Raw genomic sequence first — 26,979 nt, 5'->3', positions numbered from 1 at the left:
ATACGAGATAGTTCAAGAACGACTATCTCCAGTGGAGAGTTTGTCTGGAAGAGGAGTGTTTTTGATCAATTGAATGGATCCTATTCATCAGGAAATGTCAACTATGCTCGATTTTTTACAGATACGAGAAATGTAGAAGTTCGAAATTGCATCATCGGTGGACACTTCACGATATCCAGGCAAGTCAGGTCCACCTATAATAGGACAATTACTGTATGGAAATGGCGTTCACAGAATCCAACAACACAAAGCCCATGAGATGTTTTCTTTCATTAATGTGCATGTATGTTCTTAGTTTGAATTCGTTTGGTCAGTACTTTGAATGTCAAGAACTGAAAAGTTACGATGTAGGGGTGCAGCCTGACAGTATTGATCACATCGATGCATTTGATTGTCCTGAGTTGCTCAGTATGTCATTGTTGAGTAAGACTTTGTCACTCAGGATTGCAGCTAAGGACTTGATCAGTTTTGACTTATGTGGAGCTGCGCGATTGAAAGATCTTTACTTAGAGGGGACTCTTGAAGTGGTTCCAGAATGTGTGGAGAATTTAGTTGTTCTCAATGTAAATTTGGATAATGATGGTGCAGCGTTATTCAGGAAGAGGTTCGATAAGCTTGAGCATATGAGCTTAGCTGTGAATGAGCCTGTTATTCTTGATAGCCTTGTCGCCAACCTTGATAACTTCCCTGTACTATGGTCATTTTGGCTGCATGACTATACAGGAGATTTACATCGAGTATCAAGTATATGGTCGCTTGATCGCGTGAAACAATTGTCTTTGGTCACTGATTCTGGGTACCGTGTTCTACCTGATAATTTTGCTTCTGAATCAATTCAGACAATGACGATTAGTATGGATTACGATTATGCCACGAAGATTGACTGGAAAACACGTTTCCCTAATCTTGAGGATATTACAATTTACACGTCAAGAGTTGAAAATTTTCGAGATGGATTTGAGAATCTCGCCGGGGTTGAGAGTATTAAAATAGGAGTCAATCTGAATTTGAATCTAGAGGACGATCTTAAAATATGGGATGATTTACAAAGAGATGTCTGGTACTTGCGAGCTGAGTATGATGTTGACGTAGTCTTATCTTTAGCTAGGTAGGAACAACAATATCAAAACAACTCGTCAACCAATTGCAAAAGAGTAGACTATAACGATATTATATTATAGATAATAGGATTTTATTCATTTACTCGATGATTCAAACATTGAGTCGGAGAGGGAGGGAAATGAACCTCTCTTATATCGTCCTGAAAATCAATATTTCAGGGCCTTGCTTCTCAGAAGGGTTATCCCGCGGTTGCGGGAGAAACTTCTCAGTGCAGAGGGCTTCTCGCTTATAAGTTCTCAGTTGGTAACCTTAATTCGAAGATATTACTTACTGAGCAAAAATGGAATAGATAACAATTTGTACTTAGCCATATTGCGAAGTAACATCTCGGAATCGATAGAGCTTCCGAAGTATTGTGTTTTCGTCGCTTCAGGAGATTGTGTATATATGTTTGATAGGTTAGAGGGCGTCCGGTCGACTCCGATAATCTCCACGCATGGGTGTCCGTGGTTAATGTACAATGAGAGTCGTTTGATATCGCTCTGTATTGGTATGCTCAGGTAGAATCTGAATGACGTACAGTCCCGAGGTTTCAAGCTTAAATGAAATCGGTGTTCCTTGGCTGTGATTGCGTTCCAGAACTAATTGTCCTAATGCGTCATACACTTCGATGTGAAGAACTCCGAAATGTGCGATACTGGGGTGATCAAGAGTAACCAATCCATAGGAAGGATTGGGATAAACACGCCATGGAGATTGTTCGTTGTCGTGTTCTTCAATATCAAGTCCACAGTTTGATACCTGACACCCTTGTTTGTCTACTCGAAATAACCAGTTGTCCAACTGATTATGCGTTACCCAGCCGTTGTGGACTATCATGCCGCTTGAGTCTTCTTGGAATATCTCTAGATAGCAAGTATTACTCGAAGCTCCATATCGATAGTTAAGCATCCAGAGGCTGTCTAACGAAGGGGTAAACTTAAATCCTAATCCTGTGAATTGATGAGTAACTCCAGCACAGTAATAGTTGCCGTCGCTTAAGCGGACAAGATCATTTGCGGTTTGCGTTCGATTCTCTTTGCCAAATACTCGTTCGCTTAGGATATTGCCTGACGTATCGAGTATGCCAATGTGATACATATGGTGGGCTTTGGGTTCATCCGTAATCCAACTCTGCACATACCGATACGTTCCGTCGCCATGATCCGCTGCGTTCATGCCTCTGGTGCCAATAGTTCCTGTATAAGTCTTCCTCCATAGAAGCTGCCCCGTAAATCTATCCAAACGGGCCGCGAATGCTTCATTGACCTGAGCAAGCCAAGCTGGCGTTCCAGTTACTAAAATGGTTCCATACGCATCAATTACGATGTCTTCTGGAAATAACCCAAAATCTCGAATCGGATCGGAGTCGGGAATAAGTGTTTCCCATAACGTGTTGAAGTTCGTGTCTAACCTAGCAATAAGGGTATTGAACTTCATGGTTGAATCTGGCAAGTAGTACACGTCAATTGCGGCGATGATGAACGTGGAGTCGGTATCAAATACCATATCCTTGATATCTGATGCACGCGCGTTAATCGGCTGATATTGCTTCGTCACAAGAGTATCGGTCAAATCCAACGGAATTTTGCTAAAAATCGTTACCACTGAATCATTAACTCCATCACTCGCAACGAAATCCGAGTACGCATGGTAGAGTACTCCATTGTGATAATCTAGGCATTTCGGGCACCCTGAAGGAAATACCTTGGTGTGATCCCATACAATTTCTAAGGTATCGAGCACCGTCCCATTCGTGTCCAACTTCACGTACTGCATCTGACTGTACGGCCAAATGTTCAGCGTGTTCGCAACATAGTAGTAGTCGCCGACTATCTCAAAAGCTGGTCGGGTGTCATGGGCAACATGATTCACTACATTGGTGTATACGGATTGTGCGTGACTGCTTAAGTGAACCAAACAGCCAAAAATCATAGCAAAAGCTATTTAATATGGAGATTGAGTTCGCATAATCAAGTTACTCAATAATCAAAACGGATTGGAATAGCTCTGTATCATCCCCGTGGAGCGATACAATTTAAAGTCCTATCCCTAAAGCTAGAACTATGACTAACAATTTACTAAGTTGTGTCCGAATTGTGCTGACGGGTTACAGATGCATGCGCGTAAATACTCGTTTCGGTGAGTACTCCAGCAAACACCTCATATTCCTCAAATGCTAAAGCTCCAAGACTGTCAGGGTTTTCTGTATAGTGGAACAAGTTGTTCGCTCTATCAAACCACAACGTATCAGGCATTAAGGTATACTTGTTTAGCGTCGTGTCGTAGTACAGATACCCGCTATCCAAGGCAAAAGGATTCATCCGATGGTAGTTTAGATGCATTCCGCCTATGGGAATGTCGTAATTGAGTCGTGCAATGCTATCCCGAGTAAACAGTGTGGCTGCATCCGGCACTAAGGCTGGGTTAGTTGAACTAACCTTCATGTCGGCACACATCCTCGCCCAATGACTTCGTTTCAAAAGTGGAGCTGGAATGCTCCCGTCATAAAGATAAGGTGAAGCAAGGTTGTTCGAGTCCAGTGTCCATGCCCTTGTCGAATCTACGTTCCAACAATAGATATACGCTGGACTTCGGTCATGGAGAATTTGACTGGGGTAAAGGTGTGAGGGTAACTGATCGAACATGGCGGCCAGGCTATCTAGCTGGGGTTGCCCTTTAGCTGATACTACTCCCATTAGGAGGGCCAGCCACAAAATTGTACTTTTAAGGTTCATAGGTTATTGGTTTAAGAAAAATGTGAATTAGGAACTATCAGAACAGCCGCGTGATAATTCCGTGGCTGTTTGCTTAGTTGCGGTTAATATTCGAGTTGGTAGTCAATGGTGTCAAATGCATTTACGAAGAAACTCTCTCTCCATACCGAATCTACTCCATTTAGAGTCCTTCCAACGGCAATGTCGTGCTCCAAGTTTCCTCCAAAGTCCCAAACGCGTTGGATTGAATTGTTAGGATTGAAGAATTCTTCATATCCTCCACCGCCGACGCTGTAAGAAAACCTTTGGCTTCCACTTTGATTGAGGAATGTAAATCTCACCCAACCATAAGCTGTGAGGTAGTAATTTTTATGGATGGTGCCGCCGACAGAGTTGATCCTTCTACTAGGGTGGTCAATACTGCCGTGAGTAGGCGCTATATATTTTCTGTCATTGAGCAGTTCATCGTCGTTAACGGCCAGGTAATACGTCAAGTCTTCGTAGAGGTCAGCACTAATTGAAAAATAGCCATCTTGATCTGTCCATACTTCACTTTTTACCGGATAGGAAGTTCCACAACCAAAACAGCTGTTGCTCTTTTCCTCTACAATCCGCACTCTTACCGGAGCTCTTTGTATCCCTTCTTCCGTTCCGTAGGTCCGAACTTGTCCTACGATTGTGGTAGGCTCAGCTGCTTTGTTACACGCAGCTAACGATAAGTATAGTGCTAGCATCAATAGTATTTTTGAATAGTTCATGCCTATTTGAGCTTGATTAAAAATTAGAAAGCGATATTCACCTCTACGGTGTCATGAATTCCTGTCTGAACAGGGATGCGTTCATGTTTGATTTGGGTAGTGTTCTTATAGAAGAAAGTACTCAATTCTTCATTCATACTTCCATAGATTCGACTGACTACCGATGTGTCGTTAATCAATGTGAATCCATTTATCCTATTAGTGCCCGATGGACGATTGATATGAATCCCATGATTCGGATCCAATTGATCGTAATTAATCTTCACCCACGCCTGTGGCACTGGATATAGATTGATTGAGTTTGCCTCATCGTCATTTAAATTGCTATTCGGACTTCCTAAAAGCATACTGAAGTATCCTTCTTTTTCGGCATATACAATGTGGCTTTTGGATACATCCTGAGTAACCGTCAAGTCGAACCTTCCTTGTGAATCAGTTGTTGTAGAGTCCAAATCGATATACCTAACATTGAATGTTGAGCTAATTCGTTTGGCTATTTTAACCTTAGCGCCTGGAATTGGAATATTCGTGTTGATGATGTACACGCGTCCTGTTGCCGTGGTGACATGGTCGCTATTACACGATGCTAGTAGACCTAGGGTGAAGAGGAGTAGAAGAATTCGTTTCACGGCAATTGGTGTGTTTGAATGTCAATTCACTCTTGCATGGGCATGTAACCCGTCAGCACAATTTACTAAGTTGTGTCCGAATTGTGCTGACGGGTTACATGTTGAAGAGTATCCTGGCGCTGTAATTCATGGTTCCAATAACTTAGACGACTTTTTATTGAATCAGGTTAATAGGATGTCTGACTTTCAATCACCTTCAGATAGTGTTTGGAAGGTCAAAGGAGATTGGTATGAGAATGTTCTCAACAGGGATACAATTCGTCGAGTACGTTGGTTCTCAAAATCTGGAGTTAGTAATGATAGTGGTATTTGGAGCGATTCGACTACTTGGCAACTTAAATAGAATGAAAATGAAAAGAATAACTACAATGTTACTTTTATTGGCGATAGTAGGATGTACGCAGAATGATGAAAATCATTCTCATTACATCAAGAGAATCAGTCTACTTGAGTCTCAGGTTGATTCACTTAGTAATGTGGTGAAACTTTCTAATTACAACGTTCATTTGATTCCGGCTTCCAATCAACTGATTGTTGGTCAACCATCAACTTTTTCATGTGTTCTTGAATATCAGAATGACTTATATCCTGAATTCATCGTCATCGATAAAAAAGCTTATCCCAAGGAGGCTTTGGATATGATTGTCAGAAAAAATGAGAATGGCAATTGGAGTTTAGAACATACATTTGATCGTCCAGGAATGCATTATTTATCCATTTCGGTTAGAAGTCGATTGCTACAACGTTCAGCGACAATTGAGGACAGCTTTTATGTGATGCCAGCATATTAGAATTACTCAAACTGACTCCAAGTTAATAGTTTAGGATCGGGTGTGCTCCGCACCGATTTAATTCTATTCTTCCGAACTTCACCACAAGGGCTTGGGTTGGGGCCCCTTGATGGTGTCAGAGCTCTTTCTTACCGACACACAGACTAAAGCTAGCTTAATGCACCTAGTATGAGTAGCTTAATCGCTGGCTGGTCTGTCACGGTAATTCGTCAAACTTAGCTGTGCTGTCCAGAAGTTTCCCGCAAGCTGTTGGCAATCGTGAAGAGTTTATTCCAATTGGAAATTAATTGCAAAATCAATTTTATATATGACCCAGAAAAGTGATTTTTTCCGAACTTGGACTGAAGCTTTACCGGAGTTGTCCAAATTTTCGCAGGGTAAATACTATATGGTATTCAAACCATTTGTTTTTGGGCTTGAATTGGTTCGTCAACCTAGGTCAGATAACTATAGTCCATATTTTGATTTATATGGATTTTATGGAAATACAAGAGGCAGTGATATCAAAGCTTGTCTAGAATGGCCGGTTGTACATTTCGAAATTTTAAGCAAGAGAGGATTACAATACAAAATATCCTTGGATGATGATGGGAGACTTATTAATGATGCGGCTAGTCAAGTTAGAAATGTAGTTCGTAGGGGCTCCAGATTCGAAGACAGTCTGGGGACACTTGAAAGGATTTTTGATTCTCAATTGAAAACAAAACTTGTCAAGGCTACACTTCAGCAGCCGAAACTATGGCAAGCCAAATATTATAATGCACTACTGAACTCACCTAATAAGAGCGAAAAAATCTTGAAAGGATTGAGAAAAGATGCTCTGAACTGGGACATGATTCGATTCGAGAAGGGATATGGTAGGTTCGAAGAATGGTACGATCATCTGAAAAACACTGATATTGATTCACTGCTTAGGGTCGTGGATGAAAACATGCAAGACCGAAGAATCCACAAACTTCCTCAAGCTTTCTTATCAGCTCAATAGAGCTCTGAAGACTTACCCACTGTGAGATAGTACACCAGGGTATTAGATGACGTCCTCTCTTACGCTAGCATGACTGGTTTATTCTTTTACAAGCCTTGCGCCTTGAAGCGTGATGCGGAGAGGGAAGGACTAAAGCGATTCACTGAAATATATTATGATTGAATCTGTACGGTGAAGAAATGGAAACTCGCATTTTGACAACTTCTTCTCAGTAATCATATGACTTCTCTTTAGCCTTAAGATCATTATGCAGATTGATGATATGGTTCAATAGGCTCATGATATTTAGCCTGTCATTAGCAATAACAACCTTATTCTGCCAGAAGTCGATCTGCTCGTCTTCTAACAACCAATCATTATTGACGTTGTAGTTTGTACCCAGAGTATAATCAACTCTCATTTTCTGGAGGGCTGCGAGCAGTCCGAGTTGAACTGAGCTGAATTGCTCCAATTCGTTCGAGTCGTTGAATCCAGAAAACTCTCTTGCGTCTGCTTGTCTAAGGGCGTCTTCACTTTTGCAGCAGCGGAATAGCTCACACATCAGTTTCTCATATGCTAGTTCGGGATCTTTCATAATAGTTGTTAAAGGTTGGTTAATTGATTTCAAGTGTAAAGATTCAGCCGCGATATTCGTACACCTTAAAAACTACTCAAGAAACATCTAATGGAGAACAGCAACTTGAATGCAATATTCGAGGAGCTGCGTCGGTCGGAAGTCTCTTTTGTGGAAGATAGAGACTCGTTGGATTCTGGAGTTTACCAGCTATTCGAGGCCGATACTCGAGGCGTTTCATTTAATGGATTCGACTCACCTGAGAGATGTGGTCGGATTCCGCTGTGCCTCATGCCTCGGCTTGCGGCACCCAGTGAGGTAGTCCTACAAAACTTGAAACCTACGGGCATTCCTTCGTCATGCCCTAGTTTTTTGATTCATCGCTCCGCTCTAGGGGAAGTTTGGTAAACGGTCGGGATTACAACCTTCGCTTCGCTGCGGTTGTGATCCCAGGGGGAGAGTCCTACAAAACAATTGAAGCCTGATGCTTCACTTCGTTTCGCAATTCGGTCTTTTTTCATGTCTCAACTTCTGCAAGGGAGTAGGGAGGAGAGGTTGAGCTTTCGGTCGGGATTCTGCAGCGCTTCCTCTCGTCAGCTTGCGGCATCCCAGTGAGGTGGACCTGCAAAACTTGAAACCTACGGGCATTCCTTCGTCATGCCCTAGTTTTTTGATTCATCGCTCCGCTTGAAAACAAGCTTTACGCGGTTCGATGAATCAAAAAACCCTGACAGCGCTCTGCGCTCGTCAGGGTTTCAAGTTTTGCGGAGAGGGAGGGAAATGAACCTCTCATATATCGTCCTGAAAATCAGTGTTTCAGAGCCTTGCTTCTCAGAAGGGTTACGATTTGGAAACTTCTCAGTGCAGAGGGCTTCTCGCTCAGAAGTTCTCAAATGGTCGACGAAATTTAGAAACTAAGGTTGTATAGAAGAAATATTTTGTTGGAGAAATTTCTCTCATTTCTGACTTTTTGAAATTTTCAGACTATTTATAGTTGTAGCTGATGTATGCTGCAATAAATAAGGGAGTTTTCCCACGAGATTATAACACTGTTGATATGAAAAATAGGAAATGGAAGTACATCTTTCTCATTGTGAAAGAGGTGATTGACAGAATTGATGAATAGTGGTTCTAGTGTGATCATCCGGAAAGGTTTGAAGATGTATTCTGAAGAGTGCATCTTCACATCCTTTCAATAGTGAATAAATGTGGAAACGGAATTGGTGAGGACTTGTGTAAATTGGTTAAGTTCGACAAATATTGACAAGTCTAAAAAACGCTAGTGTGATCTTTGGTAATAGAATTAAAGAATTGCGTGAAGACGCCAAACTTCTTCAACGACAAGTTGCGGCTCGATTGGAGTTAGATACACCACTTCTTAGTAAAATAGAACGTGGTGAAAGAAGAGCAAGACATGAGCACGTCGCAGCTCTTGCCAAGATTTTCAATGTCGATGAGAAAGAATTGATTACGCTTTGGCTTGCGGACCAGGTGTTAGAACTTGTCAAAGATCAAGTTGAAGCTGAAAATGCGCTCAGCATAGCAAGTAAAGAACTGAAGAACTCAAAGAAATAAAGGTTACATGGCCATTAACAGTACACCGTTAGACCAACTAAAATCCTTCCTCAATCAACTATTTCAGTTCGATTCACAGGACTTGGATTTTGGTGTTTATAAGATTCTCCATTACAAGAAGAAGGAGATTGCCAACTTCATTGACCAGCTATTGGTAGACAAGGTAAAAGCAGAATTGCAGACTTTGTCAGCCGATGAAGCTAGGCAAGTGCAAGAGCTAATCGTCGAGTTTGAAAAGGATGATATCATAAAGGGATGGTTAGAAGCAGACGAGAGTGAAAAGAAAACTCTTGAGAAGTTCGGCAAGGATAAAATCAACCACTATCAAGAGCTACAGGCCAAAGCCACTGAATCTTCCGTGTCAGTTGAAACTGAGAATCAGATATACAACCACCTGACCTTGTTCTTCTCACGCTACTATGATAAGGGCGACTTTATCAGCAAACGTAGGTTTGGTAAGAATGAAAAGTATGTAGTGCCATACAACGGAGAAGAAACCCACTTTCATTGGGCTAATCAAGATCAATACTACATCAAGTCATCTGAGACATTCAACCACTATGCGTTTAAGGTTCAAACCGCTGATAGTAACCTTGTAGTGAATTTCAAATTGCACAATGCACAATTGGAGCAAGGCAATGTAAAAGCCGAAGAAACCAACTTCTTTATGCTTTCTGATAAGTCGCCTGAAATCAAAGAAAAAGATGACAGCGACCTGCAATTTGTGTTAGCCAACAAGCAGCCTGATGTTAACGAGAAAGAAATTACTATCTATTTTGAGTACAGACCATTAGGTGATGATGAAAAGAAGAAAGTTAAAGGCAATAGCAAGCAAGACACCTTAGATGAAATTGCATTTGATTTCTTGAAAAAAGAATTTGGCACCAATCCAATATTTGCCAACCTATGGAAAGAACAAGAAGGCAAACCCCTACTCTTAAAGAAGCTCCAGCACTACACCCGAAAGAATAAGCACGATTTCTTTATTCATAAGAATCTGAAAGGCTTCTTAGAGCGTGAGCTAGATTATTACATCAAGAGTGAATTGGTGAATGTAGACGACCTTTATGTAACCGATATAGATTCACATTTTGACCGACTAAAGCATAACCTTAAAACCATTAAGGTATTCAAATCTATTGCCGATGCCATCATTGATTTTGTTAGCCAGATTGAAGACTTCCAAAAAAAGCTGTGGGAGAAAAAGAAGTTTGTGCTAAGCACCGAATGGGTGATTACCATCGACCGATTGGTGGAATATGTTGGCGAAGAAACAGCCAAACCTATTTTAGAAGAAGCAATTAACAATGAGAAGCAGGTTAATGAGTGGAAAGAGTTGTTTGGAGTTACTGACATAGGGAAAGAAGGTGAACGAAGAAGGTTACCCATTGATACTAAACACTTCTCTACTGACTTCAAATATAACTTGCTCTCTGTGGTTTCCGATGGTCGAGATATTGAAGCTGCGTCAAATGGTTTGGTAGTAGAGTCGGACAATTATCAAGGTTTGAATTTGATCAGAGACAAGTTCTCTCAAAAAATTAACACCATTTACATTGACCCACCTTACAACAGTGGTGGTAATGACTTCCTATACAAAGACAAATTCAGAAACAGCAGTTGGCTCACAATGATAGCAGACAGAATGCCCATTGCCAGAGATTTAATGGCTCAAGATGGATTATTCTTTACCAGCATTGACGACAAAGACCCAAAAAATAAAGTGACTCATAGACTCTCCACCTTATTGGAAGCAGAGTTTGGCCCCGAGAATTACATTGAAAATGTGATTTGGGTAAAGAACACGACCCACAATGATGCGAAGACCTTTTCGCATAATCATGAATACATCCAAGCATACACCAAAGATAAGAATGCAGCTATCCAAGAACATGAGACTTTCAGAAGGGCAAAACCAGGCTATGTTGAAGTAAAAGAGCTGATTCAGAAGCTAAACAAGGATTATCCAACTTTGGACAAAATCAGTGAAGAACTAAGAATTCTTTACAGAGAACAGGAGAAAAATTACAAAGCCGAGGTTGAAGCTTTAGGACTCGAATGGAATAAGGAAACCAAAAGAAACAATCCTTGGAAAGGGATTCGAAGCTATAAGTATGCTGAATATAGAGATGCAAGTGGCAAGTGGGTGACTCAAAAAGATGCTAAAAAGAAGAAAGCAAATATTCATGTTTACGCGTCTGCGGATGCTTCATGGCCAAATTCCAGTACACTCACAAAAGATCATAAAGACGACAATTCACCAGAATTTAGATTCTATAAACCACAACATCCTGTCACAGGAAAACCGTGTCCTCATCCTAGTCGCGGTTGGTTGTGGTCATACGAAAGTGAAAGGAAAGCCATGTCTTTTAAAAAAATGAATGATCAACATATGATTCATTTTGGGGAAGATGAAAACACAGTGCCACGACTAAAAAAGCATCTTAATACTGTTACGACTGATGTTTCTAAATCCGTGATCTCTGACTTCACAGATGGTGAGAAAGAGTTGGCTAATATTGTTGGTGTTCGTGGAACTTTCCCTAATCCTAAACCAACCACAGTTGTAAGAAACTTGTTAGCTCTTTCTTCCAAAAAAACAGGTTATATATTAGACTTTTTTGCGGGTTCAGGAACCACTGCACAAAGCACTTTCCAGTTGAATGATGTGGCTGAAAGAAGTATGTCTTTTATTATTCAAGATATGGCTCAAAATGTTCACAGAACTATTCTCCCACGCATCAAAAAAATCGCCTACACCTTCGATTGGAAGGATGGCAAACCAAAAGATGGCAGCATGAATGGGCTTGGGGTATTCTTCAAGTACCAACGCCTAGAGCAGTATGAAGAAGCCTTAGAAAACATTGCCTTCAATGCCTCAGAAGATGCAGTACAAAAGGCTTTGGAATTTGAGCAGTACATCCCTAAGTACTTCTTGGAGTTTGAAACCAAAGGCAGCCAATCCTTAGTGAATACTGCCGCCATGCAAAACCCTTGGGATTACAAACTCAAGGTATGGGATGGCTTCACTTATGATACCGAGCAAGCTGTTGATTTGGTAGAAACCTTCAACTACCTAATAGGGCTGCACATGCAGAAATGCATCACCAAAGAAGTCAATGGCAAAAAGTACCAATTCATTTATGGTCACAACAATGCCAACAAAAGTATTTTGGTGGTATGGCGCTCAGTAAAAGATTGGAGTGTAGATGATTTCAAAGCAGATGCAGCAGCATTAAAATCGGAACTTAAAGGCTTCGAGTATGATCTACTTTACATCAACGACCAGGCACATATAGAAGGCTATCAACCCATTGAAGAAGTATTCAAAAACAAAATGCTCTCATAACCATGCAACTAGAAAAACAACTTGTCCTTTTCAGGTACATCTTGCATCAGTTGGGTTATGAAGCCTTTGAAGACTTGCGAGATGAGTTTAACAACAAAGAGTCAGGCACCAGCTCAACGGGTTACACCTATTTTGCCAGTGCTTTAATGTCTAACTCAGACAAACTCATTGAAGATCGAGCGATACAGCAATACGATGAAGCCATCCAGGGCTATGAGAAACAACTCCGTGAAAACCGAGCTGAACCGTTTCTCACATTCAAATACTATCAATGGTTTGCCTTGCTATTTACTGAGTGCTTTTTTGATCAATACAGCAATAATTCAAATCTGCTAATTGTCAATCTTAATGAATATGCTGAAGCAAGCAAAGACTTTAAGCAAATAGAAGCGTACACAGAAAAAGACTTGAAGAAGCTTGCTTACTGGATGGCGACCGGAAGTGGTAAAACCCTTTTGATGCATTGCAACTATTGGCAAATCACCAAGTACTTCAAAGATTGGGAAAACATCATCCTCATAACCCCAAATGAAGGATTAAGCAGGCAACATTATGAAAGTTGTGCGGAGAGTGGTATTCCCGTCAAACTATACTCAGGAAGTGAGGAAAGCCTAAAAACCAAGGAAGGTGAGATACTCATTTTAGAGATTACCAAGTTGGTTAAAGACAAAGAAGGAGAAGGCGTAAGTGTTGATGTAGATTACTTCTCAGAGTCAAAGAACTTAGTATTCATAGATGAAGGACACAAGGGACAAAAGTCGGAAGAAAGAGCATGGAAGAATCTGAGAGAGCATTTGACTCGTGGCGAAGGTTCTTTCACTTTCGAGTATTCAGCAACCTTTGGTCAGATCATCACCAACAGCACTAAAGACTTATTGCAGGAATACGGTAAGTCCATCATTTTTGACTACTCCTATCGCCATTTCTATACAGATGGTTATGGCAAAGACTTTAGTGTATTCAACCTTGACACCAAAAACGAATACAGTGAAGAACAAAATAAGCTACTTCTTACAGCCAGTTTGTTAGGTTACTACGAGCAGCTTGAACTGTTTGAGAAATATGAAAAAGAGCTTCGCCAATACAACATTGAGAAGCCCCTTTGGGTATTTGTTGGAAGCCGTGTTATTAGCTCCAATTCAAGCAGCTTAACCAAAGGAGATAAGGAAAGTGTTTCTGATGTTTCTAGGATTATAAAGTTCTTTAAGTATGCACTTTCTTCACCAGCCTCTTTGCAAGTAGATATTGATAAAATCCTAAATGACAGCACGGGGTTAAGGGATGCAGATGGGAATGATATTTTCATAGGACAATTTGAACACCTTAAAACATCAAAACCGATTGCAGAAACAATTCTGAGCAAAGTTTTCAATGGCATTGGTAACATAGAAGCATTTCAGGTCAAACAGGCAGAAGGTGAAATTGCGCTAAAGACAAAAACGAGTGATCAATATTTCGCAGTAATTAATATCGGAGATGTACCTAAGTATGCAAAAACACTTGAAGCAGATACCGAAGGAGAATTGACCATTCAGGATGATAATTTTTCCAACTCATTATTTCAAGCCATTTCAGAGACCAACTCTACCATCAATATCCTAATTGGATCTAAGAAGTTTATCGAAGGTTGGAACTCATGGAGAGTTTCAAGTATGGGCCTTATGAACATGGGTAAAAGCGAAGGTGCTCAAATCATTCAGTTGTTTGGTCGTGGTGTTCGTCTAAAGGGTAAAAACCTATCCCTAAAACGAGAAGAAGCTAACGCTCCTTACCATGTCCGAGCATTACAGACCATTTCAATAATGGGTTTGAACGCTTCTTACATGAATCGTTTCTTAACGGAAATAGAGAAAGAAGTACCTGATTACACCAATATCCCAATAGAAATCAAACTCAACCATGAAGAGCTTTGGGATGGGCATATAATGACCTTCAAAAAACAAGAAGGAAAATCCTTTAAGGATGAACTGATTGTATTGAAATATAGCGCAGATGTGGCGAAAAGGGTGACTATTGACACGCGCAATAAAATCAGCATTGCAGCAGGTGGTTTCAATAGCCAGGTGGCAGAAGATGTTGTAGATTATCAGGAGAATTTCCTCAAAGAGTTTCGAGACTTTCTCGACTACAATGCCCTTTCATTGGAAGCCAACAGATTCAAACTACTTAAAGGGTATCACAACTTAATTATAAATCAACCAGTGCTATCCGAGCTAATAGAAAGTGGTGGCTTCAATCTTCTAAGCCATAAAGGGCAATTTGGCATCAACGAAGCTATTTCAGGCAAAATACAAGGTGTCGCTGTGAGCTTGGTAAAGGACTACATCAATAAGTTCTATGCTGATAAAGAAAAAGCATTCCTTTCTGAACACCTTACTTATGATATGCTCTCACACAAAGAGCATGAAGCAATGTTCCCAGCTTCACATACAATGATTGTGAAGGTGCCCAAAAAACACGATTCGTTCATTAAAGAATTAGAAGCTAAAATTAAAGTGATATATGAGAAGGATGATGCTACGCTTCCTTCTATTCACTACGAAAAGCATCTTTATTCGCCCATAGCTTCAATTGCTGATGGCAAGAAGTTCAAAGAGATTAAAACTGTTCCTGTGAGGTTGAATGATGGTGAAAGAGACTTCATAGACCATTTGCGCCAGTTCGCTAAGGAATCAGATAAATTCAAGAATAAGCAACTGTTTGTACTTCGAAACCTTTCGGTTAAAGGAATTGGCTTCTTCATGGATAGCTCATCTTTTTTTCCTGACTTCATAGTTTGGGTTGTGGATGGCAAGAAGCAATACATCTACTTTCTCGATCCGAAGGGAATAATGCTCGGAGAAACACACTTCAATAATCCAAAAGTATTGTGGTGTAAGAATGATGCCTCCACTTTGGAAGCTAAAATTCAAACTGATCTGAAGAATGACAAGAATGACGCTGAGGTTTCAATCTCGGCTTTCATTCTCTCAGTCACGCCTTACGATAAGTTAAGACGAGTATGGAGCGATGGAAATAAGACAAGGGACGATTTTAGTGACAATAACATATTGTTCATCGAAAGCAACAAATCCTATTTACAGGATGTGTTTTCTAATCTAAATTGATCTTGTGGCTAGGTTGGATATATTGATATGGCACTCTTCTTGAGTATGTATTGTTATTCACGAATTGACCTATGATTCAATATCAATATGCACTTGACGCCGGAGAGGAACTTGTAGATATCAATGATCTCAATCGAGAAGCCTTAGATGAGGAAGGATATGTGTGTTTATCATGCAGAAATCCACTTATACCTAGGCTAGGTAAAAAGAAAGCTCACCATTTTGCTCATAAAAAACACGTTAACTGCTCACCCGAAACATACCTGCATAAGCTGGGTAAACAAGTCTTTTTTGATGTCTACACCACGTGTCTAGAAACTAGAATACCTTTTTTTATTGAGCTTCAACAAGACGTAGAGTGTAACCACTTTCAAGAGACAATTGGATTCTCTTGCATGGATGATAAGAAGTTAAAGAAATTTGATCTAACTCGATATTTTAAGATAATTGAGTACGAGCAGAGGGATGGTCAGTTCATTCCTGATTTATTGCTACTTAATGAAACAAGAAAGGAGAAGGTTTATGTGGAGATTGCGGTAACTCATAAACTTTCAGAGCAAAAAGAGAATTCCGAGTTTAAGATAATCGAGTTTGACGTACAGAATGAGAATGATCTGGACATAATTAAGAAACGCAAAGTTTCTGTCAATAATGAAAAAGTGCGTTTTCTGAATTTTAGAACCACCCCGGCAGTTAAGGATGTATGTAAGGGGTCGTGTTTTAGGTACTTTAATTTTTTCGTTCTATATAACTCTGGTAAATGTCACCTTTCTCAACTCACTCCAAGAGAGATTGTAGAAAAGAGGAAGAGGTTTGGAGATAAAATTTACTTCTCAACAACCTTTGAAGACTACGGGACATTTGAGCCTTTTTTCTTTAAGTCTGCTGTGGCCGTTTTGGGAAAAAAGAATTTTCCAGTGAAGAATTGCTTCTTGTGCAGGTATCACGCAGAGAACACCTCACTTTACAATGACGAAGCAATTTTTTGTAAATTCTTAAAGGAACCATGTAACTCCAATAAAGCTGCTGATTGCTCAGCATATCGTAAGGAAGCAAAATATGTCGAACAGTTGCTTGAGGAGATGAACTGGAACTATCCTGATTTCCTTAAGTATTTTGAATAGCGCGTCATGCACCCCGAAACCACCCCCACAAAGGAGCTCCTCTTCGACATCCTCCATCAACACTCAAGGGCTACTCAAGTTTGTGAACAAGACAGAGCTTTGGCATCCACTCTAAGTTTCTTGCGCAACTTCCTGCATGTCTTTCATGGAGATGAACGTATGCCAACGCTAAAGAGTATTGCGAATGAAATGGGCATATCTGCTAGCGCCTTTCATAAGCGAATTCATAAGATTCATAATCTTTTGATGTCTGAGGACTATGCTAACGTACCTATTCAGGTTAAGCAAGGAAAGGTTCAGTTTGCACTTACAGGGTTCAAAGGCTTCAAGCTTGTAACAGTCGAAGGATTGCACAGAATCCCTAGGAGATCAGAGCAAGTAGACTTTCCTCATTTTCGAAGTCACACAGGGTCTAGTATGTATTATGTGAATAGCGTGAGTCATGAAATGGAAGAAGGAGAAATGGTCACCACAGTGTATTTGGATTATGGCATGTGGAGTCCCTATTGGGAGCTTAGAAAGAGCAGGGCAATAGAACTACACGAAGTACCAAGGAACATTCGTCTTGGTGGAGATTATGAAATGAAAGAATTCTTGTTTGGTCGCCTTCATGATAGGTGGTAGTTAAACTCCCGTTAAACCGTTTCCATCGAAACCATTTCTGTTCGAAATTCGAGACACCTATAAAAACTACTGAAGAAACATCTAATGGAGAACAGCAACTTGAATGCAATATTCGAGGAGCTGCGTCGGTCGGAAGTCTCTTTTGTGGAAGATAGAGACCCGTTGGATTCTGGAGTTTACCAGTTGTTCGAGGCCGATACTCGAGGCGTTTCATTTAATGGATTCGACTCACCTGTGAGATGTGGTCGGATTCCGCAGCGCCTCGTGCCTCGGCTCGCGGCATCCCAGTGAGGTAGTCCTACAAAACTTGAAACCTACGGGCATTCCTTTGTCATGCCCTAGTTTTTTGATTCATCGCTCCGCTCTAGGGGAAGTTTGGTAAACGGTCGGGATTACAACCTTCGCTTCGCTGCGGTTGTGATCCCAGGGGGAGAGTCCTTGCAAAAAAATTGAAGCCTGATGCTTCACTTCGTTTCGCATTACGGTCTTTTTTCATGTCTCAACTTCTGCAAGGGAGTAGGGAGGAGAGGTTGAGCTTTCGGTCGGGATTCCGCAGCGCTTCCTCTCGTCAGCTTGCGGCATCCCAGTGAAGTGGACCTGCAAAACTTGAAACCTACGGGCATTCCTTCGTCATGCCCTAGTTTTTTGATTCATCGCTCCGCTTGAAAGCTAGCTTTACGCGGTTCGATAAATCAAAAAACCCTGACAGCGCTCTGCGCTCGTCAGGGTTTCAAGTTTTGCGGAGAGGGAGGGATTCGAACCCCCGGAGGTGTGACCCTCAACGGTTTTCAAGACCGCCGCATTCGACCACTCTGCCACCTCTCCTAGTGGCTTAGCCGGGCGCAAAGATAAAATTGAAATGGGAAAATGACAGCATTTTGAAGAAAAATCGTCCCTCAATGTTGCCAGCTGTCCTTCTACCCATTCAATCGGTTTCCTACAATACTGGCGATCAAGGTGATGGACTGAGTGCCCCACTGCTAAAAGGCGTAGAACATTCCAAATTGTACTGGCGGCGTTGAAGAATCTCGATCCAATGCGTACGAGTAAACCGCAAATGCACCCAAGCCCCTAAACTCTATGGCAAGCTTCGAGTCTAGGAACAGTGTGTTGTTCACAGAACTTCCAAAAGGTTCGAATCTCCAAGTTAAAGCCTGCATTAAAGTCAGAGTTAACCTCATAATCGATTTGCATTCCAATGCTGTATATCCCCGATACCTTTCCTTGATCATCAACGATGACCGAGTCTCTTCCCCCAAATCGATCTGCGTATTCTGGAATGAATGACCTGTATTGACCAACAGTAGAACTAAGGCCTAATCGCAGATATGTCGGTGTAATCGTTAGTTTGTCGTTTATGGTCATGTGCCCGCGAGATACATCAAGCGCAGCATAAACCGAGTAATAATCCTTGCTTGTAGAATTGATACTGGGATGATTAAACGTATAGGTACCCCATCCTCCGCCTGCAACAAGTCCCACAGTGTAGGAACTCGATAATAGCTTAATCATAGAGAAATTGATGTCGCCATGATATCTGTTTTCGTCCTGAGGGAGGTATGTTTTGCTAAACGATTGCATGCTGTAGCTCAAGGAGTATCGAACCGAATCTTGAATCGTCGGCCTAGGTATATAGGTCGTAGTGGCCCCAGGTGTGGGATTCCCATAGGGTACATCAACAATTATCGGCCCGCCGCCACCCCCAAAGCAAGCGGATAAAGCAGTGGAAATTGCAATTAATACGAGGCTTCGAGAGAGCATTCTCATAGGTGTCGTTTTTATTTCGGAACGCGAATTCCGAGGATTGGTTCAGTTCCTTTAATCTATGAAATTGAATGGAACTCTTTCATCTACTGGCTAAAACGACGCGATTGATCGTCCCTCAGAAGCTATAGTAAACCCCAAAAGTCGGACGGGTATACGTGGCTGGCTTCGTGTACATGCCGTCTATTACGTTCGAACGTCCCGTACTCGCATACAGATTGAAGCCCACAAAAGCGCCATAGTTCTTGTGCTCGTAATAGAGGTAAGTGAAAGGGTAGGCGTAGAAGGCCTCCACCGATAGGAGGTTTTGTCGGAAGCCCAACTGTAATCCCATGTTGGAATTGCTCCCGAGTGCGTAGTTGAGCTCTGTGGCGAGGTAAAAGTGTGCGATCTGTGAACCCGAGAAGTTAAAGTCGAGCGTGTCAGAGTCTAGGTCACCATCGAACCTCCGCATCGTTCCCGCATATGCTCCCATATCACTACCTCCGCCAAAACCCATCTGGATGTATCGCCACTCCAATCCGGCAGATCCGTACCGCGTGTAGGCGGAGAATTCGTAACTGCCCATCAAAAATGTGTAGAAGAGATCGCGTCTACCGCTCAACTCATTGTCTATCGTATACTGGCCCGCACCAAGGCTGGCGCTTAAGTTGTGAATCGACCAATCCCCACGCATGGAGAGGTTGTAGTCAATCTGTCCATAGTCCAGATTCTCGTCATGCTCATAGTATCCCTCGTCCTGAGTGTCATAACTCACGGAAATGGATTGTGCCATATCCGTCCCAGCTTTCGCTTTAGGACGATAGGCGTGAACATTGTCAATGGGAGCCGAGGCGTAGTTGTACGTAGGGGTACACGAAATGCTGGCAACAGCCAAGCCTAATACGGAGAGTGAAGTCTTGATTATCCTGTTCATAGGATAAAAGGTATGTATTGCTCAAGCGCTAAGCAAATGCACTTACAACAGTAACGAGCACGAGGTAAACTAGGGTTTTAACCCAAAATGGTACGGAGCGAAGCATATCGGTCATATCGGTTTATTGGTGTAACAAAAATAGAGAGGGGAAGTGGGAGGGAGGTTTCGGGAATGTTAAATGTGGGAATAATCTGACGTGGCGACCTCACCCGCCGTTGGTCGGGCAAGCTACAGAGACTCAGAGGGCACAGAGGTTCGCGCGGAGAAAATGAGGATGTGCGTGGTGGAGGGAGGGCGCGGGGGATCATCGTGCTGGGTGGATCATCGTGGGTGGTTCACGCAAAATCGCAAAAGGCAAAACCGCAATATTAAAATCATCGTTGCGCGTAAAAAACGCAAAACAGGTGTAGGAAGTGCCCATCAGCGTGCTGGGATTGATTGATGCGTCTGAATTCCCAGCAATAGGCACGGTGCTTTAGCGCGTGCCGGGCATTTCGAACGCCAATCCCCGGAGGGGATCATTCTATTAGCCTCGCGGCTTTAGCTCGAGGATATGTTTGTGAGGAATAAACCGCAAAGCTGAGAAGCAGTGATCACATTTGGCGTTTTTACTCGCTCCTATTGATTTTTTAATTCGCGGTTTTGCGAGAACCACATCACGCACATCAGTCTAGATATGGAAGTGCATAGCATCTTTGCAGCCTGTCCGATCACTAGCGGGTGAATCCCATCCAGCATATCCCCTGCGCTCTCTGCCCACTCAGCATGTTTCTCCATTTCTCTGCGAGATCCTCTCTCAACCCCTCTCACACCAATTTTTGTACCTTAAGTCCAACAACTAACCTACTCGATATGAAGACCTTGCTAAAAATTGTCGGCGTTATCGTCGGACTGATTCTAATTCTAGTACTCTATGTCAACCTCTCTTATCAGGTTGATTTCACCGAAGAATATCCTGTTGATGAATCACTCTCCGTAGAGATTACTCCAGAAAGAATTGCCCAGGGAAAGTATCTCGCATATGGACCGGCACATTGTGCGCATTGCCATGTCAAAATGGAGGATGTAGCACGAGTCGATGCTGGTGAAAACTTACCACTTCAAGGCGGCATGGAGTTTACACTTCCACCCGCATTGTTAAGAGCGCCGAATATCACTCCAGATGCTGAAACTGGCATTGGTGACCTAAGCGATGGGAGCTTTACCGAATGATGCGCTACAACATCTTACACGACGGTACAACCACTATTGAGCTTATGCCGTTTTCAACGATGAGTGATGAGGATATCTATTCTGTAATCGCATTCTTGCGCACACAAGAGCCCGTTTCTCATGTGGTGGAACCAACGGAATGGACGATGATGGGAAAGGCGATTAAAACGTTAGCGCTTAAGCCCATGGATGATGGAATGGATTCTCATCCGGAAGTAGTTAAGGGGGCAACCGTTGAGTATGGTAAATATCTCGCTGCAAGTGTCGCCAATTGCCGTGGGTGCCATACTAATCGCGACCTTAAATCTGGTGCGTTTATCGGTCCAGAATATGCTGGAGGAATGACTTTCGAACCGACGCCCGAAACGCAAGGCTGGCAATTCGTGACTCCAAATTTGACGCTTCATGAAACTGGTGTTATGCACGGTTGGGATCGCAATATGTTTTTCAACCGAATGACAGCCGGACGCATGCACATGACATCCCCGATGCCGTGGGGGTCGTTCAGCCGCTTAGACAGTACAGACCTAGATGCGCTATGGCTGTTTTTCTCGAGCTTAGAGCCGGTAGAGAATGAGATTGCACAAGTGGTGTTTGAACCGGAGGGTGAGTAGGGATTCAGCGTGGTGACCTCACGCGCCGTTGGTTGGGCCTCACCCGCCGTTGGTCGGGCAAGCTACAGAGTCGCAGAGGGCACAGAGGTTCGCGCAGAGAAAAAGAGGATGTACGTGTTGGAGAGAGAACGCGGGGGGCTGTGGTGGATATGCGATATCTGTTTCTCCCGCCGGTGGTCGGGCAGGCTGCAAAACCGCAAAAGGCAAAACCGCAATATTGAAATCATCGCGACGCGTAAAAAGCGCAAAACTTACGTCATGAAATTGTTTGATGAGCTGACTTCCTGACTATAGGCACGGTGCTTTAGCGCGTGCCGGGCATTTCGAACGCCAATCCCCAGAGGGGATTATTCTATTAGCCTCGCGGCTTTAGCCCGAGGATATGTTTGTGAGGTATAAACCGCAAAGCTGAGAAGCAGTGATCACATTTGGCGTTTTTTACTGACTCCTATTGATTTTTTAATTAGCGGTTTTGCAGCCTGCCCGACCACCGGCGGGTGATCCACGCCACGTTCAACCCCAAATTCTCTGAGTCCTCTGTGTCTCTGTGTGAGGTAACAATTAGGCCACCAGTCAATCCATTGCATCCAACTTTACCCTCACCTCCTCAGCCTCCGCCGCCAACTTATCCGATTCCGCACGGTTCGTATGACTCAGCTTATAACTTTGGTCCAAGAGTTTCTGGTATTTATCCTCGAGCTTCTCCTTTTCTGTTTTCTTTTTGAATAATCCGAACATTTTTCCCTTTTACCTTTGTTAACCCATTCTAGCAACGAAGGTTTTATGACTACCGAACAGATTATCGAAAAGACTACCGAGTACATCAAGCAAAAATTCGAGAATGAAGGGACCGGCCATGACTGGTTTCACATCGATCGAGTGCGCAGAACCGCCATGCTACTCGCCATCGAGGAAGGGGCTGATACCCAGATTGTGGAGCTCGCCGCGCTACTTCACGATGTGGACGATTGGAAGTTCAACGGTGGAGATGTAGATAGCGGACCCGAGACTGCCAAAAATTGGATTCTAGAACTAGGGGGCTCTGAGGCTCTTGCTGAAACCATCAAGGCAATTGTCAACGAAGTGACGTTCAAAGGCGCTGGGGTGGAAACGAAGACATCAACGCTCGAAGCGGCAGTTGTTCAGGATGCCGATAGACTCGATGCCCTAGGTGCCATTGGAATTGCTCGCGCTTTCGCATACGGCGGTAGCAGAAGCAGACTTCTATGGGATCCCGAGGAAGAATACGAACAGCATGAGTCGTTCGATGCGTACAAGAAGAATACGTCTTCAACCATCGCTCATTTTCACGAAAAGCTTCTCCTGCTAAAAGATCGCATGCAGACCGTTGCTGGAAAGCAATTGGCCGAGGAACGCCACAATTTTATGGTAACGTACCTCGACCAATTTGAACGAGAGTGGTGGGGCGATAACCGTTAGTCTAACTCAATATCAAGCGAGTACCCTCCCACAAAACCAAGTCCGTTTTGAATGTTGGTGTACACCTGCACGGGCTGCGAGAAAGGGTCGCCACCTCCGCCAAAGAAATTATAGCGCTGGATTGAGCTGTTGTACTTGTACGCGTGTTCATCCAGCGACCTCAAAACAATCGCAAAGCTGTACGAAGGGATCGGTACCAGCGGCTGTTGAACTCGGATGGTGATGGATACTTTTCTACCTTCAAAAAGCGAATTGTTCATGTACAATGCATCCGTATAGTAATAGTAGTCACCATCAGATAATGCTTGCGCAAAGGGACTCGTCGAAGTGATGACGTATCTTGAAATTACCTCATGCGGGAATTGAGTGGTAACCAAGTAGGCAGACATAGAGTAGTAACGCGCACCTCCCGGGTCAGTAAATTCAACCTCATATTCCCAATAGTTCGGTTCGCCAATCATCGTGTCACCTTCTACTTTTCGAATCAATCGTACATCGTCAACTTCCACCTTTACTGGAATGGAGAAGTCCCCACTTACGCTTTCGTAGTTCGTGCGCGATGCCTTGAATTCATACGACTTGCCTTCTTCAAATTGAAATGGGCTTAAGGTGTAGTATCCATCGACATTACTGCCGACAAAAGATCTCCATGCGCCACCTCTTTCACGAATTTGTACCGAGGCATCTCCCAGTGGTTCTGGGTAGCCAACATCTAGAATGTTAATGCTCGTGCTGAGGACTATCTCGGCCGTGTCCAAATCTGGATGGAAGCCATAAGGACCATAGTAATCCTCTGAGCTACTGTTATAGTCTACGGGCGATACCACGATTTGTGGATCGGCAAGTTCACCTTCAAAATCTATTGTGGTTTCACAAGCGATGAAGGGAAGTGCAAGGGCTAATAATGCTAGTTTTTTCATCATCTTAAAATTTGAAGGACCATGAAACAGATGGGAGAATAGGGAAGAGGCTAACCTGTCGCAACTCCCGGCCATCAACAGTATTTTGGAAGTACAGGTAGAATGGGTTCTGACGACTGTAGACGTTATAAATTCCAAATTGCCATATGCTTTCGCCCCATCTAACCTTTTTGGTATGTGTAAAGCTCAAATCCAATCGATGGTAGGAAGGAGCTCGGTAGTTGTTTCTTTGATCGACGTACTCGATTAGCTGACCGGTATTGACATCGACGAACTGAGCCGTTGGTAGCGTCACCGCATTGCCCGTTCCGTACACGAATACTGCTCCGAATGTCCAGGTATCAGACAACTTGTGCGTCAATGCAATGCTGAGGTCGTGTCGACGATCATACGTATAGGGGTAAGGATTCCCGAAGTTCACTTCGTCAAACTGGCGAGTCGATTTGCTAAGCGTGTAGCCAATCCACCCCGTCGTTTTACCGACTTTCTTCTCTAGTAGAAGCTCGAGGCCGTAGCTCGTTCCACGTCCAACCGTGACCTTACTCTGCCAGTCGGTGCTGCCCAAGAAGAATCCTGCACCTTCTTGATATTCAATGAGGTTGGACATTTCCTTGTAGTAGACTTCAGCTGAGAATTGGAGGTCCCAAGGCAGCGACTGTGCATAGCCCATGGCAACTTGCCAGCTTTGTTGCGGACGAATGTTCTCGGTAGCAGGTACCCACAGGTCGGTAGGAAGGCCAGTAGTTTGATTCGTGAGCAAGTGCAAGAACTGGGTCATATTTGCATAACTGGCCTTGATGGATGACTTGTCATTGAGCAAGTATCTAGCGGAAACACGTGGTTGAACCGACGTGTAGTTCTCACTACCAATGTTGAAGAGTGAAGCGTGTACACCCAGATTCACTTTGAGGCGATCGGTGATGTCAAAGTTATCTCGGGCATAAATCTGAAACTCGTTGGCGTATTGAATGGTCGACCCGTAGGTAGTGTCGAGACCAGCACTTGAATCAGCGGAGCTTTCGAACGTGTTGATGCCGGGACGGAACGTGTGATTCACATAGGCTCCACCGAATTTCACTTCGTGATTTGGATGTGGGAACCAATCGAAATCGAATCTCACGCCGTAATCTTCAATATCGGAAAGGTAGTTCGCCGCGAAGAATTCTCTGTAGTCCACACCAGGACCTTCAACCTTGGTTTCTTCCTCTACATCCACATTAAACTTATAACGCGTGTACGTCGCAGTGGTATTAAGGAAGAGGGAGGAATTCACACGCCAGTTCCAACGCAAGCTACTGATCGTATTGCCCCAATCTAGTCCAGATGAAAAGCGATCGGTGTATTTCGTACCGCTGTCGAAATACTCGTATTCATCGGATGCGCTGAATTTATCTAAGCCATTGTAAATAGAAAAGTACAGGTGGTGGTTATCGTTGAAACGGTGGTTAACCTTTCCGTTCAAGTCGTAGAAATAATACCCGACGCTAGTGCCGTCTTCTACAGCGGCGATTAATGGGGCAACTAGGGCGTCGATGTAAGTTCTTCTTGCCGAGAATATAAATGAAGTTCGGTCCTTCCAAATGGGTCCTTCAAAAGTGAAGCGTGAGGAAATCAAGCCAATGCTTCCCTCTCCGTGGAATTCGCGCATGTTACCTTCTTTCATTCTGATATCAAGAACAGAACTGAGTCGGCCTCCGTATTCCGCAGGAAACCCTCCTTTGATAAGTTCGACGCTCTTGACGGCGTCTCCATTGAAGATGGAAAAGAAACCGAAGAGGTGAGAAACGTTGTAAACCGGAACTCCGTCGATAAGTACTAAGTTCTGATCGGGGCCCCCACCACGAACGTAAAAACCACTCGAACCCTCTGAGCCTGACTGTACACCAGGTAGGAGCTGAATGGTTTTGAGAAGATCGGTTTCACCAAGAAGGACGGGGAGGTTTCTAACCTGCCGAACATCTAAGCGGATGGTGGACATCTGTGATTCTTCCTGGATGGGAACCTCGGTTTTAGATTCTTCAATTAAAACTTCCTCGATGAGGTTATCTGGAATCAACTCGATGTTGAGCGGAATGTCAGTCCCAACCAATTTCATACTGATTTCTTGGGGTGTGAAACTGATAAAGCTCACGAGGAGAGAGGCGGTATCGCCGGTGAGGTTCAGGCTGTAAAACCCGTAGTCGTTGGTGCGTGTTCCAATGCCTGAAACGCGATCATATACATAGGCATATATGATTTTTTCACCGCTGCTGGCATCGCTTACGTAGCCATTCACGGTGTGTGTTTGTCCCCATCCATACGCGCTAGCGCACAGAAACAAGAGGAGCAGGGTCTTTCTCATTGATGTGAGTGTAGGTTAAGTTGAATTCGGTGTAGCAAAAGCAGGGCCAAAATACTGCAAGTTAACGTGGTAGGGGAGGATTTATTTTCGGGGGTGTGGGGGCTCGCGCAGAGAAAATGAGAATGTGCGTGGTGGGCAGAGAACGCGGGGGTGCGTGGCGTCTCATCGGATGTGTTCCGCGCAAAATCGCAAAAGGCAAAACCGCAATATTGAAATGATCGTTATGTGTAAAAAACGCAAAACAGATGCGGGGAAGCGCTAGCTTGCGTCGTGAGCGTGTTTGATGTGCTGAATTCCCAACTAAAGGCACAGAGGCTCTCGCGGAGAAAATGAGAATGTGCGCGGTGGGCAGAGAACGCGGGAGAACCACATCACACACATCAGTCAAGTAATTTGCGTTTTTGCTTTTTGCGATTTTGCGAGAACCACATCACGTTTGTGCGGTTTTGCAGCCTGCCC

The 26,979-nt window shown here is 43.3% G+C and carries 21 protein-coding genes and 1 tRNA gene; 11 read left to right on the top strand and 11 right to left on the bottom strand.

Annotated features, from left to right (window positions below; translation table 11 throughout):
- The first annotated feature begins 221 nt into the window (after positions 1–221).
- On the top strand, positions 222–1,112 hold the full coding sequence (locus tag F8C67_RS11595) for a hypothetical protein (protein WP_170266442.1): 891 nt from the start codon (positions 222–224) through the stop codon (positions 1,110–1,112).
- Positions 1,113–1,572: 460 nt separating this feature from the next.
- Here the strand turns inward: F8C67_RS11595 and F8C67_RS11590 are convergent, their stop codons facing one another.
- The 4 genes from F8C67_RS11590 to F8C67_RS11575 all read right to left on the bottom strand — a co-directional run bounded on the left by F8C67_RS11590 (position 1,573) and on the right by F8C67_RS11575 (position 5,205).
- Entirely contained in the window at positions 1,573–3,036 is a 1,464-nt protein-coding gene (locus tag F8C67_RS11590) for a T9SS type A sorting domain-containing protein (RefSeq protein ID WP_151668016.1), read from the bottom strand.
- A 146-nt stretch (positions 3,037–3,182) separates the two neighbouring features.
- A complete protein-coding gene (locus F8C67_RS11585) occupies positions 3,183–3,839 on the bottom strand; it encodes a hypothetical protein (protein WP_151668015.1) in 657 nt (218 codons plus the stop codon).
- An 83-nt stretch (positions 3,840–3,922) separates the two neighbouring features.
- Positions 3,923–4,552: a hypothetical protein gene (locus tag F8C67_RS11580; RefSeq protein ID WP_151668014.1), complete on the bottom strand. Its 630-nt coding sequence runs from the start codon at positions 4,550–4,552 to the stop codon at positions 3,923–3,925.
- A 47-nt stretch (positions 4,553–4,599) separates the two neighbouring features.
- Positions 4,600–5,205, bottom strand: a complete 606-nt coding sequence (locus tag F8C67_RS11575) for a hypothetical protein (RefSeq protein ID WP_151668013.1) — start codon at positions 5,203–5,205, stop codon at positions 4,600–4,602.
- Between the two features lie 368 nt (positions 5,206–5,573).
- Between F8C67_RS11575 and F8C67_RS11570 the strand changes: the two genes are divergently transcribed.
- The gene (locus F8C67_RS11570; protein ID WP_151668012.1) at positions 5,574–5,996 is read left to right on the top strand and encodes a hypothetical protein; all 423 of its coding nucleotides are present in this window, start codon (positions 5,574–5,576) and stop codon (positions 5,994–5,996) included.
- A 307-nt stretch (positions 5,997–6,303) separates the two neighbouring features.
- Entirely contained in the window at positions 6,304–6,981 is a 678-nt protein-coding gene (locus F8C67_RS11565) for a hypothetical protein (protein WP_151668011.1), read from the top strand.
- A 208-nt stretch (positions 6,982–7,189) separates the two neighbouring features.
- Here F8C67_RS11565 and F8C67_RS11560 read toward each other — a convergent pair whose 3' ends face one another.
- On the bottom strand, positions 7,190–7,522 hold the full coding sequence (locus F8C67_RS11560) for a hypothetical protein (protein ID WP_151668010.1): 333 nt from the start codon (positions 7,520–7,522) through the stop codon (positions 7,190–7,192).
- Between the two features lie 1,296 nt (positions 7,523–8,818).
- Between F8C67_RS11560 and F8C67_RS11555 the strand changes: the two genes are divergently transcribed.
- From F8C67_RS11555 to F8C67_RS11535, 5 genes are all read left to right on the top strand, one after another.
- Entirely contained in the window at positions 8,819–9,109 is a 291-nt protein-coding gene (locus F8C67_RS11555) for a helix-turn-helix domain-containing protein (protein WP_151668096.1), read from the top strand.
- Positions 9,110–9,116: 7 nt separating this feature from the next.
- Complete coding sequence (locus tag F8C67_RS14365) at positions 9,117–12,458, top strand: DNA methyltransferase (RefSeq protein WP_151668009.1); 3,342 nt, start codon at positions 9,117–9,119, stop codon at positions 12,456–12,458.
- 50 nt (positions 12,459–12,508) lie between these two features.
- Positions 12,509–15,565 carry a DEAD/DEAH box helicase family protein gene (locus tag F8C67_RS11545; RefSeq protein ID WP_223277560.1) on the top strand — a complete coding sequence of 1,019 codons (3,057 nt, stop codon included), beginning with the start codon at positions 12,509–12,511 and terminating at the stop codon, positions 15,563–15,565.
- Between the two features lie 71 nt (positions 15,566–15,636).
- The gene (locus F8C67_RS11540; RefSeq protein WP_151668007.1) at positions 15,637–16,689 is read left to right on the top strand and encodes a competence protein CoiA family protein; all 1,053 of its coding nucleotides are present in this window, start codon (positions 15,637–15,639) and stop codon (positions 16,687–16,689) included.
- 120 nt (positions 16,690–16,809) lie between these two features.
- Positions 16,810–17,313, top strand: a complete 504-nt coding sequence (locus tag F8C67_RS11535) for a hypothetical protein (protein WP_170266441.1) — start codon at positions 16,810–16,812, stop codon at positions 17,311–17,313.
- Positions 17,314–18,053: 740 nt separating this feature from the next.
- Here the strand turns inward: F8C67_RS11535 and F8C67_RS11530 are convergent.
- The 3 genes from F8C67_RS11530 to F8C67_RS11520 all read right to left on the bottom strand — a co-directional run bounded on the left by F8C67_RS11530 (position 18,054) and on the right by F8C67_RS11520 (position 19,993).
- Positions 18,054–18,138, bottom strand: a tRNA-Ser gene (locus F8C67_RS11530).
- A gap of 246 nt (positions 18,139–18,384) precedes the next feature.
- A complete protein-coding gene (locus tag F8C67_RS11525; protein ID WP_151668005.1) occupies positions 18,385–19,080 on the bottom strand; it encodes a hypothetical protein in 696 nt (231 codons plus the stop codon).
- Positions 19,081–19,195: 115 nt separating this feature from the next.
- A complete protein-coding gene (locus F8C67_RS11520) occupies positions 19,196–19,993 on the bottom strand; it encodes a hypothetical protein (RefSeq protein ID WP_151668004.1) in 798 nt (265 codons plus the stop codon).
- An 852-nt stretch (positions 19,994–20,845) separates the two neighbouring features.
- Here F8C67_RS11520 and F8C67_RS11515 point away from each other — a divergent pair.
- Positions 20,846–21,205 (top strand): cytochrome c family protein, encoded by a 360-nt coding sequence (locus F8C67_RS11515; protein ID WP_151668003.1) that lies wholly within the window; start codon positions 20,846–20,848, stop codon positions 21,203–21,205.
- Positions 21,202–21,819: a hypothetical protein gene (locus F8C67_RS11510; RefSeq protein ID WP_170266440.1), complete on the top strand. Its 618-nt coding sequence runs from the start codon at positions 21,202–21,204 to the stop codon at positions 21,817–21,819. The genes F8C67_RS11515 and F8C67_RS11510 overlap by 4 nt, the downstream gene beginning before the upstream one ends.
- Before the next feature lie 573 nt (positions 21,820–22,392).
- On the opposite strand, the gene F8C67_RS11505 is transcribed toward F8C67_RS11510, so the two are convergent.
- Entirely contained in the window at positions 22,393–22,557 is a 165-nt protein-coding gene (locus F8C67_RS11505) for a Lacal_2735 family protein (RefSeq protein WP_151668001.1), read from the bottom strand.
- A gap of 45 nt (positions 22,558–22,602) precedes the next feature.
- Here F8C67_RS11505 and F8C67_RS11500 point away from each other — a divergent pair, with 45 nt between their 5' ends.
- Entirely contained in the window at positions 22,603–23,259 is a 657-nt protein-coding gene (locus F8C67_RS11500; protein ID WP_151668000.1) for an HD domain-containing protein, read from the top strand.
- On the opposite strand, the gene F8C67_RS11495 is transcribed toward F8C67_RS11500, so the two are convergent.
- Positions 23,256–24,179: a DUF4249 domain-containing protein gene (locus tag F8C67_RS11495; protein WP_170266439.1), complete on the bottom strand. Its 924-nt coding sequence runs from the start codon at positions 24,177–24,179 to the stop codon at positions 23,256–23,258. The genes F8C67_RS11500 and F8C67_RS11495 overlap by 4 nt on opposite strands.
- Before the next feature lie 4 nt (positions 24,180–24,183).
- Positions 24,184–26,520 carry a TonB-dependent receptor gene (locus tag F8C67_RS11490; protein ID WP_151667998.1) on the bottom strand — a complete coding sequence of 779 codons (2,337 nt, stop codon included), beginning with the start codon at positions 26,518–26,520 and terminating at the stop codon, positions 24,184–24,186.
- Between the last annotated feature and the right edge of the window lie 459 nt (positions 26,521–26,979).

This window comes from Phaeocystidibacter luteus (assembly GCF_008933115.1).
Classification (GTDB): domain Bacteria; phylum Bacteroidota; class Bacteroidia; order Flavobacteriales; family Schleiferiaceae; genus Phaeocystidibacter; species Phaeocystidibacter luteus.
The sequence above is the reverse complement of the archived record's forward strand: the minus strand, read 5'-3'. Positions and strand labels throughout refer to the sequence as shown.